Raw genomic sequence first — 13742 nt, 5'->3', positions numbered from 1 at the left:
GGGAAACGGCCCTGCTCGTCGACCTCGGCCGCGAACGGGGCGATCTTCGCCTCGGCCAGCGACCGCACCGCGTCACGGAGCATGTCGTGCTCCTCGGCCGTGCGGAACAGATCGAAGGAGTTGCTCATGGTTCGGGTGCTCCAGTCCGTCCCGCAACCGTTGGCGGAACACGATCCACAGAGGGAGGGAACTCAGTTCCCCTAATAGAACACACTCTGTGCCATCAACGCCAGCCCGGCCCGCCGTGACATGCAGAAGGGGCGCGGGTTCCGCGCTGCCGGTGCGCACGATGCCGCCGGTCACCCGGTCACCCGGTCGAGCGGGGGAGCGCCGTGGCACCGCGGCCGATCCCGTCCGGTGCGGTGTGGCAGCATCCCGGTGTGGTCGGAGATGCGGTCGGCGGTGCGGGCGGAGTGGACTGGCCGGGGGTGTTCCACGCCCTGGGGCCGGCCGTCGACACACCGGGGCACCTGGCGGCGCTCCTCGGCGACCCGCACGCCGGTGTCCGCGGTTGCGCAGCCCTGGCACCCGGGCTGGTCGGCGACGGCACGGCGGCGCTGGTCCGGCACGGACTGGCGCGGTCGCCGGAGGCCTTCGCCCGGTCCTTCGGCGACATGGCCCCACCCCTGCAGTTCCAGTCCGACCCGTACCGGGCCCGGCTCACGGCGGCGCTGCTCTGGCGGGCCGACGACGCCCGAGGCGCGGCGGACGGGACGCGGACAGGGGCCGGCGGTCCCGACGAACCGCGCAGCTGACGGTGCGTCCGCCGCTCCGGGGCACGGCACGGTCGGCGTCCCCGCGCGGCCCGGGTCGCCGGTCGGGTTCCGCCGACAGCAGCCGCACCTGCGACCGGTCGAGGGGCTGTGGCCCGCGCCGCGGTCCCGCGGCCGTCACCGAGCCCCACCGGCGACGGCGGGTGTCAGGCGGGCTCCGGTACCGCTGCGGCGATCCGGCCGGCGCCGAGGAAGACCAGCCGGTCGAGGCGGGCCCGGTACGGCCAGTCGTCGGCGCGGTAGAAGCAGAGGTCGCCGGGGGCCGGTGCGGTCCGCAGGTCGCCCGCGAAGCTGCCCTCCGGCAGGGCCGCGGCGGCCGCCCGCAGGGCGTCCTCCGCCCCCGACCACTCGCCGACCGGCTCCGGGAGGATCCAGGCCTCGCCGGTGTTGGGGAAGAACCAGGGCGCGGCAGCGGCCGCGGCGCGGGCGAAGTCCCGGGCCCCGGCGGCCCTGCGGGCGATCCGGGCCACCGTCAGCAGCAGATCCGCGAGTGACTCGCCGAGCAGGGTCAGCTCCGGGTACTCGCGCAGCAGCCCCGCGTCGCCGGTCACCGACACGGCGTAGCCCCACTCCCCGGTGCCGGGATCGATCCGGACCTGGGCGATCGCGTGCTGCCGCCCGTACGCCGCCCGGGCGATCGGCCAGTAGCTGCCGTCGCCGCCGAGCATCCGGTGCACCTCCGGGTCGACCTCGTGCCCGGGGCCGCCGGGCCGCAGCCGCAGGACCGGCAGCCCGGCCACCGCGACACCGCCGATCGCGCGCAGCACCGTCCGCACCTCCGGCGGCACCGGGACGGGCCAGCCGTCCATCTCGGCGTCGGTGCAGCCCGGTTCGAGCACCACGGACGCCGGGTGTTCGGCGGCGAGGGCCTGCAGCTCGGCGACCGCCCGCCGGCCCGCGTCGGCCGGCACGGCGTGGCGGCGCACCGGCCGGCCGAGGAAGTCGCCGCTGATCACGGAGCGCACCAGCAGCGCCCGGCCGCCGCCCAGCATCTCGAACCGCAGCTCGCTGCTGCCGGTGTCGGCGGTGTTGTGGGCGTAGGTGTAGTACGGCTCGAAGTCGATCCGGCAGGGGAGGGCGGGCAGGTCGCGCAGGTCCGCGACGTCGGCGAGCTGGTCGCCGCGGCCGACCAGGGCGGCGAGAGCGGCGTCCGGACCCTCGGCGGCGGCGACGCTGGGCACCGCGTCGACCGCTGCGCTCGCCCGGCGCAGCAGCCCGTCGGCGTCCGGGTCGGTGAGCCGCACCGCGAGGGCCCGCAGCCAGTCCGCGAAGCGGGCGGCCTCGACCACGGCCTCCGGGTCGTCGAACGGGCGGACCGCCACCACCGGCCCCCAGTCGGCGGCGTCCGGGTCGCCGACCGCGACGCACACCGTGTGCTCGGTGGCGAGGTGGCTGCCGACCTCCCAGTGGCCGCCGGCGAACGAGGACGGCCGCAGCCGGCGCGGCCCGAACTCGTGCTCCTCGTCGTCCGCGCGGACGCCGCCGACCGCGCGGAGCACCGTCCGCACGGCCTCCGGCACGGGGACGGGCCAGCCGTCCATCTCCGCGTCGGTGAATCCGTCGAGCAGCTCCACGCCGTCCGTCCCGCGCAGCGCCAGCAGTGCGTCGCGCACCCGCGCCGCGTCCCCGTCGGTGCCCATGCCGTTCCTCCCCCTGAGGCCCGATGATCTCCGTGCAGCCTAGTGCCGCCCTGTGACGCCCGGCGCCGCACGCCGTCCCCCCGCGGCGGCCCGGTGTCCGCGCTCCGGACACTCAGTGTCCGCCCTTCGGTTCGGTGCAGCCGCCCTCCACGTACGGGCCGTGCACCTCGACCTTCGGCGGGGAGGCCAGCCGGCCGCTGATGCACGGCCCGGCCCCGGGGACGAACAGCGAGAACCCGGCGGCGCCGCCGTCCCGCTGGACCTGGACGGCGTCCCGCGGGTAGCCGAGCCGCTCCAGCACCTGACGGACCGCCGCCTCGTCGGGCTGCCGCCCGTTCCCGGTGAGCGCGGCCAGGATCCTGGCCGCGTGGGCGTCGCCCCGGCACCGCTGGGCGGCGTCGACCGGTGTGGTCTGTCGGAAGGCGTGGTTCTCCGCGTACTTGGACCCCTCCGGGTCGGCCGGTGCCCGGCTCGCCGAAGGGGCGGGCACGGCCGTGGCCGTCCGCGCGCCGGTACAGTCCGCGGCCACCTCCGGGTACCGCCGGTCGTGCTCGGCCAGCACCTGTGCCATCACGTCCGCCGCGGACCGCCCCGATGCCGAGGCCGGTCCGGACGCCGCCGAGGCCGGGGCAGCGGCACCGCCCCCGGCACCACCCGCCCGGACGGAGCCGCAGCCCGCCGCCAGCAGCACGGCGGTGACGGCGGCGGTGGCCGGGGCGAGGCGCTTCACGGGGTCTCCGGTCTCTTCGGGCAGCAGTACCCGGCCATCCTGCCAAGCCGCCGCCGCACCGGGCCTGAGTACCCGTACTCAGCCGGCACGCCCGCCCAGAGGGCGTTCGGGCAGCCCCGCACGCCTGAACCGTCCCCCCGAGGGCTGCTCCTCCGTTCGGGCGGCCCCGATGGCGGCGGGCCGGGGGGCGGAGAAGGGTGGCAGCGACCGCGTCACGCCCGGGTCCGGTCCGCGGATCCGTCTCAGCCGAGGACCGCACGGAAGGACCCGCCATGGCCCCGGACCAGCAGCAGGAGGCATCGGCCGCCGTCGCCGCCGCCAACACGGGCGCCCTGCACGGCCTGCCCTTCGACGACGACCAGGACCTCGCCGACGAGCGCCGCGGCTTCCTCGGCACCGCCGCCGACCCCCTGATCCGGGCCGCCGGCGGCCGGGTGGTCTGGGACCTGGACGCCTACGGCTTCCTCGACCGGGACTGCCCGCCCACCGCCCACCCCGGGTTGTGGCGGCAGGCCCGGCTGGTCTCCGGCCACGGGCTCTTCGAGGTCGTCCCCGGTATCTACCAGGTCCGCGGCTTCGACCTCTCCAACATGACCCTGGTCGAGGGCGAGCGCGGCGTCCTGGTGATCGACCCGCTGGTCTCCGCCGAGACCGCCGCGGCCGCCCTCGCGCTCTACCGGCAGCACCGCGGCGACCGGCCGGTGACCGGCCTGCTCTACACGCACAGCCACGTCGACCACTTCGGTGGTGCCAGGGGCGTCCTCACCGACCGGGACCTCGCGGACGGCGTCCCGGTCGTCGCACCCGAGGGCTTCCTCGAACACGCCGTCAGCGAGAACGTCTACGCGGGCACCGCGATGGCCCGCCGCGCCGCCTACATGTACGGCGCCGCGCTCGGGAAGGGCCCGCGCGGCCAGGTCGGTTCGGGACTCGGCCCGACCGCCTCCACCGGCACCGTCACCCTGATCCCGCCCACCCTGCACGTCACCACCACCGGGCAGACCGAGACCGTCGACGGCATCCGGATGGTCTTCCAGATGGCCCCCGGCACCGAGGCCCCCGCCGAACTGCACATCCACTTCCCCGACCACCGCGCGCTGTGCACCGCCGAGAACGCCACCCACACCCTGCACAACCTGCTCACCCTGCGCGGCGCCCTCGTCCGCGACGCCCACGACTGGGCGCACTACCTCACCGAGGCGGTCCAGCTCTTCGGCGACGACTCCGACGTCGTCTTCGCCTCCCACCACTGGCCGGTGTGGGGCCGCGACCGGGTCCTCGACTTCCTCGCCCTGCAGCGCGACCTGTACGCCTACCTGCACGACCAGACCCTGCGGATGCTCAACCAGGGACTGACCGGACCCGAGATCGCCGAACGCATGCAGCTGCCGCCAGCCCTCGAACGGGCCTGGCACACCACCGGCTACTACGGTTCCGTCAGCCACAACACCAAGGCGGTCTACCAGCGCTACCTCGGCTGGTTCGACGGCAACCCCGCCCACCTCTGGGAGCACCCGCCCACCGAGGCGGCGGCCCGCTACGTCGACTTCATGGGCGGCGTCGAGGAGGTGCTGCGGCGCGCCCGCGGGTCCTACGCCGCGGGCGACTTCCGCTGGGTCGCCCAGGTGGTCAACCACGTCGTCTTCGCCGACCCCGGCAACGCCGAGGCCCGTCGGCTGCAGGCCGACGCGCTGGAGCAGCTCGGCTACGGCAGCGAGAACGGCACCTGGCGGAACTTCTACCTCACCGGCGCCCACGAACTCCGGCACGGCCCCGTCGGCACCCCGACCACCGCCGACTCGCCCGACCTGGTCGCAGCACTCACCCTCGACCAGCTCCTCGACTCCCTCGCCATCCGGATCGACGGCCCGCGCAGCTGGCACGCCGACCTCACGCTCCGCCTCCACCTCGGCGCCGACCGTCCGCCCGTGACGGTCCGGCTGCACAACGGCGTCCTCACCCACGTGAACGGGCCCGGCCCGGCGGCCCCGCCCGCCCGGCTCGACCTCACCCTGGACGAGTCGGACCTGCGCGCGGTGCTGCTCGGCACGGAGTCCCTGGCGCGGCTCGCCGAGCAGGGCCGCGCCACCCTCGACGGCGACCCGGCGGTGCTCGACGAACTGCTCGGGTACCTCTCCTCGCCCGACCCCGGATTCGCGATCGTCACCCCCTGACCCCCCGGCGTTGCGCCGCCGGCACGCCCCGCCCTCCGGTCTACGCTCGGCCCGTGGAACAGCCCGAGCAGCCCGAGCCGGCCGACCGGCCGGAGCCGTCCGACCGGCGGGAGCAGCAGGAGCAGCAGGAGCGGTCGGACCGGCCCGGGCCCGCCGATCGGCCCGGGGCCGGGGCGCCGCGCGCCGAGGGCGCCGGCCCGTTCACGACCCGGGTCACCTGGGGCCTGCCCGGTGGCGGCACCGCGGTCTGGGAGTCGCGCCCCGCCAGGCGCCGCGGCCTGCTCGCCGTCCGGGCGCCCGGCAGCCCCACCGTCCGGCACGCCAGGGCGGACGAGGTCTCCGTCGCCCGGCTGCGCCGGCTGAACACCGTCGCCTCCATCGCCTTCGTGTTCGGCGGGGCGCTCTTCGCGGCGGGCGCCTCCGTCGCCCAGTTCGGCTCCGGCGACGCCACCACCAGCGCCGTCATCTACTTCGTCGGCGGGCTCTGCTTCAACACCGGCGGCTACGTCACCCTGCTCCAGGTGATCAACGCGCCGCGCCACGTCGCGGGCGGCGAAGGCGCCCTCGTCACCCGCCGCTGGCGGTGGTGGCGGTACGAACCGATGCGGGTCGACTGGCTGAGCGCCTTCGTCCTGTTCGCCGGCACCCTGGTCTTCGCCGTCAACCTGCTGGACTCCTTCCTGCAGGGGCTCAGCGTCCAGCAGGTCAACCGGCTGATCTGGGCACCCGACGTGATCGGCTGCGTGCTGTTCCTGATCTCCGGGCACCTCGGCTTCGTCGAGGTCTGCCACGGCCGGTTGCGCGTCCTGCCGCGCGACCTCGGCTGGTGGATCGTCGGGGTCAACCAGCTGGGCTCGGTGCTGTTCATGGTCTCCGCGCTCGCCGCCTTCACCAGGCCCTCCACCGGCAGCCTGATCAACGGCGACATCGCCAACTGGGGCACCGTCACCGGCGCCCTCTGCTTCTCCGTCGGCGGTGTCCTGCAACTCTTCGAACGCCCGTGACGAGGGGCTGAGCACCGTGGCCAGACTGATCTCCGTCAACGTCGGCCTGCCCGAGGACGTCACCTGGCAGGGCCGCACCGTCCGCACCGGCATCTGGAAGCACCCCGTCACCGGCCCCTGCGCCGCCCGCCGGCTCAACCTCGACGGCGACGGCCAGGGCGACCTCGGCGGCCACGGCGGCGAGATGCGCGCCGTGATGGTCTACCAGCTCGACTCCTACCGGCACTGGCAGCAGGTCCTCGGCCGTGACGACCTCGCCCCCGGTCACTTCGGCGAGAACTTCACCGTGGAGGGCCTCCCCGACGACGAGGTCTGCATCGGCGACCGCTACCGGATCGGCGGCGCCGTCTTCGAGGTCACCCAGCCGCGGGTCACCTGCTACCGGGTCGGCCTGCGCCTGGACGAGCCCCGGATGCCCGCCCTGCTGGTCACCCACCGCCGCCCCGGCTTCTACCTCCGCGTCCTCACCGAGGGAGAGGTCGAGGCCGACCAGGAGATCGTCAAGATCGCCGACGGGCCCGAGCGGATGACCGTCGCCGAGACCGACGCCCTGCTCTACCTGCCCGAACGGCCGCGGGCGCGGATCGCCGCGGCGCTGCGCATCCCCGCCCTCAGCCCCGGCTGGCAGGGCTCCTTCCGCGCCCTCCTGCAGCAGGCCGACGCACCGGACGGCACGGCCGGCAACCCCGGCCTCAACCCCGACGGCACCGACCCGCGGCCCGCCTGGGACGGATTCCGCCCGCTCACCGTCGCCGCCACCGCCATCGAGAGCCGCAGCACCCTCTCCATCTGGCTCGCCGACCCCGACGGCGGGCCGCTGCCCGCCGCCGCACCCGGCCAGTACCTCACCGTCCGGCTCGCCCCCGACCCCGGCCGGCCCGCCCTGCTGCGCAGCTACTCGCTCTCCGGCCCGCCCGGCGCCCAGCGGTACCGGATCAGCGTCAAACGGGAGACCCACGGCACGGCCAGCGCCTGGCTCCACCGCAGCCTGCGGACCGGCGACACCCTGCAGACCGCCGCACCCCGCGGCGGCTTCACCCTCGCCCCGGGCCGCACCCCCGTCGTGCTGGCCTCGGCCGGCGTCGGCGTGACCCCCGTCCTCGCGATGCTGCACGCCCTCGCCGAGACCTCGCCCACCCGACCGGTGTGGTGGCTGCACGGCGCCCGGGACGGCTCCGAGCACCCCTTCGCCGCCGAGGCCCGCCACCTGCTCGCCCGGCTGCCCCGCTCGCACACCCGGATCTGTTACAGCCGCCCCCGCCCCCAGGACCGGCAGGGCACCGACTACACCGACCGCGGACGGCTCGGCGCGGAGCTGGTCGCCGGCCTCGGCCTGCCCGCCGACGCCGACGCCCACCTCTGCGGCCCCGCCGCGTTCATGGCCGACCTCACCGCGGCGCTCACCTCGGCGGGCCTGGCCCCCGACCGGATCCGCACCGAGCTCTTCGGCACCGCCGCCGGACTCACCCCCGGCATCGCCGCCCCCGGCGCGGCCCCCGCCCCGCACCCGCCGGCGGGCACCCCCGGGGACGGCCCCGCCGTGGCGTTCACCCGCAGCGGCCTCACCGTCCCGTGGAAGAACGAGTACGGCACCCTGCTGGAACTCGCCGAGGCCTGCGACGTCGCCGTCCGCTGGTCCTGCCGCACCGGCGTCTGCCGCACCTGCGAGACCCGCCTGCTGGACGGCGCGGTCGCGTACCGGCCCGAGCCGGTCGAGGCCCCCGCCCCCGGCAACGCGCTGATCTGCTGCGCCCGCCCCGACCGGGACATCGTCCTCGACCTCTGAGCCGAGGCCCGTAGGCCTGGGCCCCGGTGAGCCCGAGCGTCTGCGGGCCCGGGGCCCTGCCCGGGCCCGGTTGCCCGGGCCCCGGGGCTCTCCGCGCGGTGCGTCAGTGGCCGAGCAGCCCGGCGAAGTCGTGGCCGAGCAGCGCCAGCTTGGTGAGGTCCCCGACGTCGGTGATGCCCGCCACCGGCACCGCGTACAGGTGCTCCTGCTTCGAGGGCTCCGGGTAGGCGGTGTTCCCGGCCGCGCCCGCCGGCACGGCGGCCAGCGCGCTCGCGCCCAGCAGGGCGCCGACGACGGCGGTCCGGACGTACTTTCGCATGGGTCTCTCCTTGGACGGTGGGGTGCCGGAACGGTGCTCCGCGCGGCCAACGGTGCGACGGCCGAACGGTCACGGCCGCTGCTCCCTCCGGGGGAGCGGGATCCGCCGTCCGGAGGACGGGCCGTCACGGCCGGTGCCCGCGGACGCCCGTCCTGCGGGTCCGGCCGGCCGGGTGTCAGGATGGAGGGACGGGCACGACACGCCCGGAGCAGCGTCGGGAGGCGGACATGGGCCGCGAGTACCACTTCCACTGCGAGTACGCCGGCTGTTCGGTGACCGCGGGCGTCCGCCTCGGCGGCGTCCGGGAGCTGGAGGTGCTGGTGGACGGGCACGAGGTGGCGTTCGAGCGCGTGCACGGACACCACCCCGAGGAACGCACGCTGATCGCCGTCCTGCCGACCGGTCCGCCCCGGCACGTCGAGGTGCGGATCGCCCTGCCGGGCGTGTTCACCGGAATCCCGACCTGCGTGCTGGTCGCCGGCGACGTCCGCGTCCCGATGGCCGAGCGCGAGGTGCCGCGCCGGGCCCGCCCGACCGAGGCGTCCTGGTACGGCTGACGCCCGGCGCGCCTCCGCGGCCGGCGGGTCGATCGCCGGTGCGGCACCGCGACCTGACGGACGGCCACCTCCGCCGCACTGTCGGTGCCGGGTGCCATGATGCCGGAGCGGTCGGGGGCCCTCCGTCCGCGTCCCGACCCAGCTGGAGGATCGAGCACCGTGCGCATCGTGGTCAGCGAGTTCATGAGCCTGGACGGCGTGGTGCAGGCGCCCGGCGGCCCGCAGGAGGACACCGACGGCGGCTTCGCCCACGGCGGCTGGTCCCACCCGTTCTTCGACCCGGAGGTGGTGGGCGGTGCCTTCGACGCGGCGCTGAGCACCGCGGACGCGCTGCTCTTCGGCCGTCGCACCTGGCAGACGATGGCCGCCGCCTGGCCCGACCGGGCGGGCGACCCGTTCGCCGACCGGATGAACGCGATCCCCAAGTACGTGGTCAGCGCGACGCTCGGCGACTCCGAGCTGACCTGGGCCAACACCACGCTGCTGCCCGGCGCCGAGGCCGTCGAACGGATCGCCGCCCTGCACAAGGCCGAGGGCGGCGACCTGCTGGTCATGGGCAGCCCGACCCTCGCCCGCACGCTGATCGCGGAGGGCCTGGTCGACGAGCTCAAGCTCATGGTCATGCCGGTGCTCCTCGGCGGCGGCAAGTCGATCTTCCCGGCGGACGGCGCCAAGCGGACGCTCGAACTGGTCTCCACCGTCACCAGCGGCACCGGCGTCAACGTCTGCACCTACCGGGCGGTCGACGGGCGGTGACCCGGCCACCTGTGCGCGGCAGGTGACGGAGCATCCGTGCGCGACGGCAGCGGCGAGGCCCCGTTCACGGCGGCCTCGCCGGCTCACCCCCGCTCCGCGCCGTGGCGTACGTCCGAACTGCGCGGTCTCCCCGGCCTGGCGGCCGTGCCCGGGCTCAGCGTGCGAACTTCTCGACGGCCGCCGGGGTGACGGGGGTGAAGAAGTTGACGAGGTTGCCGTCGGGGTCGCGGAACAGCAGCGACCGGTTGCCCCACGGCATCGTGGTGGGCTCGGTGACGAAGTCGGTGACGAAGCCGCCGAGGTCCCGGTGCACGCGGTCCACGTCGTCGACGAGGAACTCGGTGATCACGCTGTGGTTGTCCGCAGGGCGGGCGGAGCCCGGGGCGAACAGCGGGACGGTGCGGGTGCCGGCGATCGCGAGGGTGGCGCCCGCGGTCCTGAGTTCGGCGAAGTCCTCGGTCGCCCACGTCGCCCGTGCCCCGGTGGCCCGCTCGTAGAAGTCGACGAGGCGCGCCACGTCGCCGGTGATGATGCGGATCGAGACGAAGTCCATGGGAATCTCCTTGGTCGTGCCTGACACGTGCAGTCGCAGGCTAGGAGGAATAGTGGACAGAATCGGTCCTGTATTCGCATTAGGCTGCGAACATGTCTCGACCCACCGGACGCGTACTGACACTCCTGGAGCTGCTGCAGTCGGGCGGCACCCGCACGGTGGCCGAACTCGCCGACCGGCTCGGCGTCGAGGGGCGCACCGTGCGCCGGTACGTGGACCAGCTGATCGACCTCGACGTGCCCGTGGAATCGGTGCGCGGCCGGTACGGCGGCTACCGGCTCGGCCGCGGGTACCGCTTGCCTCCGCTCATGCTCAGCGACGACGAGGCGCTGGCCGTGCTGCTCGGCCTGGTCGCCGGCCGCCGAGCAGGACTGACGACGACGCAGCGCACGGCGAGCGAGACGGCATCGGCCAAGATCCGGCGGGTGCTGCCCAAGCACATCGCCGGCCGGCTCGACACGCTCCTGGAATCCCTCGCCTTCACCGATCGGCCCGCGGAGGTCGACACCCCGGACTCCGGGGTCCTGCTCACGATCGCCGATGCGGTGCGCCACCACCGACCGGTCTCGATCCGCTACACCGACCGTGACGGACGGCGCAGCGAGCGCACACTGCACGCGTACGGGATCGTCGCCCACGGGGGTCGGTGGTACGTCACGGGCGAGGACGCCCGGATCGGTGAGGAGCGGACCTTCCGGCTCGATCGCATCGCGGACGCGCGGACCCTGCCCGGCTCGTTCGAAGCGCCGGCGGGTCCCGGTCCGGCCCAGCGCGTGCTGTCGGGGTTCGCCACGGCCGAGTACCGGCACCAGGTGACCGTGCGGATCCACGGGACGGTCGAGCAGATCCGCGCCCGGCTTCCGGCCGGCCTCGCGAGTCTGGAGGAGCACGAGCCGGAGGCCGGCGAGGACCGGGCGGCCGAGCGCTGGCGGCGCGTCGAGCTGAGGGTGGAGCGGCTCGACTGGTTGCCGCCGGTACTCGCCGCACTCGATCGGCCGTTCGTCGTCGAGCGCCCCGACGAACTCCGCGACCTCGTCGCCGCACTCGCCGATCGCCTCACGTCGTACGCCCGCCGGGCCTGACCGCGGGGAACCGGTGTCATGAGGTGGCACGACCGGCCCTGAGGGCGGAGGCGGAGCCGGGGGGACCCGGGGGAGGAGCCGCCACGGGGGTGAGCTCGTGAGCCCCGTCCTGCAGGGTGGGAGGGCGCCTGCAGAGGCGTTAAAGATCCGTCAAGATTCGACCGCCCGCGGCTGCGCCCCCCGGCTCGGCCGTCCGTGCCGCCCTGCCGTCGGCGAGTGTCCCGGCGCGGTCGGACAGGCGGGCCGACGGTGGCCGCCGGGGCGTCCGGGTGGGCCGTCCGGTGCCGTTCGGACCTGCGGTGACGTGCGGTTTTGCTTACCGGGCGGAGGGCGGCAGCCGTTCCGGGCGGCGTCCGGACCGCCCAGGCCGTCCGCCGGTCGAGTGTCCTCGAACCGTTGGCCGACACAACCGGTAGTGCCAGGACGGGGTGCCGATGTTGTACGTGATGGCGAAAGAGGCCGACGAATCGCCTGTCTACTCTGGCGGGGCCGCCCACCGGGCGGCTTGATCGTTTTGCCCTCTCGACGGAGTCCGCCGTGTCCACAACCTCCCCGCCGGTCCCCCCTCCACCCGCGGCGCCGAGCCGGCTGCGGGCGTGGCTGCTGGAGGGGCTGTCGGACCGGGCCAAGCAGCACTCGGGCCCGCACGCCCAGGCGCCCCAGGAGCACGGACAGCGCTGGTGGCGGGTGATGTGCCTGACCGGTCTGGACTACTTCTCGACCCTCGGCTACCAGCCCGGCATCGCGGCCCTCGCGGCCGGTCTGCTCTCACCGGTGGCGACCATCGTGCTGGTCGTGGTGACCCTCTGCGGGGCGCTGCCGGTGTACCGCCGGGTGGCGAAGGAGAGCCCGCACGGCGAGGGCTCGATCGCCATGCTGGAACGGCTGCTGAGCTTCTGGCAGGGCAAGCTCTTCGTCCTCGTCCTGCTCGGCTTCGCCGCCACCGACTTCCTCATCACCATCACGCTCTCCGCCGCCGACGCCACGGCCCACCTGGTGGAGAACCCGCACCTGACCGGTGCGCTGCACGGCCGGCAGGTGCTCATCACCCTGCTGCTGATCGCGCTGCTCGGTGCCGTCTTCCTCAAGGGGTTCGGCGAGGCGATCGGCCTGGCGGTGGGTCTGGCGCGCTGACCGCCGAGCACGGCAACGTGGTCGCGATGATCGGCGTCTCGCTGATCGTCTTCCCGAAGCTCGCGCTCGGCCTCTCCGGCTTCGAGACCGGCGTCGCCGTGATGCCGCACGTCAAGGGCGGGTCCGGCGACACCGAGGCGCGGCCGACCGGGCGGATCCGCGGCACCCACCGGCTGCTCACCACCGCCGCCGTGATCATGAGCGTCTTCCTGATCACCACCAGCTTCATCACCACCCTGCTGATCCCGGCCGACCAGTTCCGGCCCGGCGGCGAGGCCAACGGTCGCGCCCTCGCCTACCTGGCCCACGAGTACCTGGGCAGCGCGTTCGGCACCGTCTACGACGTCTCGACCATCGCCATCCTCTGGTTCGCCGGCGCCTCGGCGATGGCCGGCCTGCTGAACCTGCTGCCGCGGTACCTGCCCCGCTACGGGATGGCCCCGCACTGGGCGCGGGCCGTCCGCCCGACCGTCCTGGTGCTGACCGCGGTGGCCTTCCTGGTCACCTGGATCTTCGACGCCGACGTCGACGCGCAGGGCGGCGCGTACGCGACGGGTGTGCTGGTGCTGATCAGCTCGGCCGCGATCGCGGTGACCATCGCCGCCCGACGCGCCCGCCAGCGCGGCTGGACGATCGGCTTCGCGGTGATCGCCGCGGTCTTCCTCTACACGACGGCCCTCAACATCGCCGAGCGCCCGGACGGCGTGAAGATCGGTGCCTGCTTCATCGCCGGCATCATCCTGATCTCGCTGGCCTCGCGACTCGCCCGTGCCTTCGAACTGCGGGTCACCGACGTCGTGCTGGATCCGATCGCGGAGCGGTTCGTCCGCGACTGCGCGCACCGGGACATCCGTCTGATCGCCAACGAGCCGAGCAACCGGGACCTCGCCGAGTACCGGGACAAGACCTCCCAGATCCGGGCCGACAACGGCATCGCCCCCGAGGACGACCTGCTGTTCGTCGAGGTGACCGTCCGGGACCCGTCCGACTTCGAGGCCGAACTGCGGGTGCGCGGCGAGGTGCTGCACGACCGGTACCGCATCCTCACGCTGGAACACTCGAGTGGACCGAGGGCAACCCGTTCGCCCAGTTCCTGCGGTTCTTCCTGTTCGGCCAGGGCGAGGTCGCCCCGGTCACCCGCGAGGTGCTCCGCGAGGCGGAGCCCGACCGCTCGCGGCGCCCGCGCGTGCACGTCGGCTGAGCACCGCGGCGTCCGGCGCCGCGCAGACCCGCA

General features: G+C 74.8%; 12 protein-coding genes and 1 pseudogene. 8 read left to right on the top strand and 5 right to left on the bottom strand.

All coding sequences use genetic code 11. The annotated features are described in order from the left end of the window. On the bottom strand, positions 1-128 hold a 128-nt coding region (locus tag IE98_RS46015), incomplete at its 3' end, for an acyl-CoA dehydrogenase family protein (protein WP_199922869.1). A gap of 252 nt (positions 129-380) precedes the next feature. On the opposite strand from IE98_RS46015, the gene IE98_RS0105575 reads away from it, so the two are divergent. Further along, on the top strand, positions 381-755 hold the full coding sequence (locus tag IE98_RS0105575; RefSeq protein WP_159400837.1) for a hypothetical protein: 375 nt from the start codon (positions 381-383) through the stop codon (positions 753-755). Positions 756-919: 164 nt separating this feature from the next. On the opposite strand, the gene IE98_RS0105570 is transcribed toward IE98_RS0105575, so the two are convergent. Beyond that, positions 920-2413, bottom strand: a complete 1494-nt coding sequence (locus IE98_RS0105570) for a hypothetical protein (protein WP_030265036.1) — start codon at positions 2411-2413, stop codon at positions 920-922. Between the two features lie 112 nt (positions 2414-2525). After that, positions 2526-3143: a hypothetical protein gene (locus IE98_RS0105565; RefSeq protein ID WP_052390156.1), complete on the bottom strand. Its 618-nt coding sequence runs from the start codon at positions 3141-3143 to the stop codon at positions 2526-2528. Between the two features lie 272 nt (positions 3144-3415). Between IE98_RS0105565 and IE98_RS0105560 the strand changes: the two genes are divergently transcribed. Genes IE98_RS0105560 through IE98_RS0105550 form a run of 3 tightly spaced genes read left to right on the top strand, consistent with a single transcriptional unit; the run spans position 3416 to position 8107 of the window. Further along, entirely contained in the window at positions 3416-5317 is a 1902-nt protein-coding gene (locus IE98_RS0105560; protein WP_030265031.1) for an alkyl/aryl-sulfatase, read from the top strand. Between the two features lie 53 nt (positions 5318-5370). Beyond that, the gene (locus tag IE98_RS0105555) at positions 5371-6321 is read left to right on the top strand and encodes a hypothetical protein (protein WP_420706164.1); all 951 of its coding nucleotides are present in this window, start codon (positions 5371-5373) and stop codon (positions 6319-6321) included. 16 nt (positions 6322-6337) lie between these two features. Continuing rightward, positions 6338-8107 (top strand): MOSC and FAD-binding oxidoreductase domain-containing protein, encoded by a 1770-nt coding sequence (locus tag IE98_RS0105550; protein ID WP_030265025.1) that lies wholly within the window; start codon positions 6338-6340, stop codon positions 8105-8107. 103 nt (positions 8108-8210) lie between these two features. Here IE98_RS0105550 and IE98_RS0105545 read toward each other — a convergent pair whose 3' ends face one another. Then, on the bottom strand, positions 8211-8426 hold the full coding sequence (locus tag IE98_RS0105545) for a hypothetical protein (RefSeq protein WP_030265022.1): 216 nt from the start codon (positions 8424-8426) through the stop codon (positions 8211-8213). A gap of 227 nt (positions 8427-8653) precedes the next feature. Here IE98_RS0105545 and IE98_RS0105540 point away from each other — a divergent pair, with 227 nt between their 5' ends. Together IE98_RS0105540 and IE98_RS0105535 are read left to right on the top strand one after the other, a co-directional pair. Then, complete coding sequence (locus IE98_RS0105540; RefSeq protein WP_043173466.1) at positions 8654-8983, top strand: hypothetical protein; 330 nt, start codon at positions 8654-8656, stop codon at positions 8981-8983. 159 nt (positions 8984-9142) lie between these two features. Next, positions 9143-9739: a dihydrofolate reductase family protein gene (locus IE98_RS0105535; RefSeq protein WP_030265018.1), complete on the top strand. Its 597-nt coding sequence runs from the start codon at positions 9143-9145 to the stop codon at positions 9737-9739. Between the two features lie 154 nt (positions 9740-9893). Here IE98_RS0105535 and IE98_RS0105530 read toward each other — a convergent pair whose 3' ends face one another. Next, the gene (locus IE98_RS0105530; RefSeq protein WP_030265015.1) at positions 9894-10292 is read right to left on the bottom strand and encodes a VOC family protein; all 399 of its coding nucleotides are present in this window, start codon (positions 10290-10292) and stop codon (positions 9894-9896) included. Positions 10293-10384: 92 nt separating this feature from the next. On the opposite strand from IE98_RS0105530, the gene IE98_RS0105525 reads away from it, so the two are divergent. Together IE98_RS0105525 and IE98_RS42085 are read left to right on the top strand one after the other, a co-directional pair. After that, a complete protein-coding gene (locus IE98_RS0105525; protein WP_030265013.1) occupies positions 10385-11374 on the top strand; it encodes a helix-turn-helix transcriptional regulator in 990 nt (329 codons plus the stop codon). Positions 11375-11911: 537 nt separating this feature from the next. After that, positions 11912-13709, top strand: a pseudogene (locus IE98_RS42085) (amino acid transporter). Positions 13710-13742 lie beyond the last annotated feature (33 nt).

The organism is Streptomyces sp. NRRL B-24484 (assembly GCF_000717715.1).
Classification (GTDB): Bacteria; Actinomycetota; Actinomycetes; order Streptomycetales; family Streptomycetaceae; genus Kitasatospora.
Note: the sequence above shows the minus strand (reverse complement) of the source record. Positions and strands in the feature narration are given on the sequence as shown.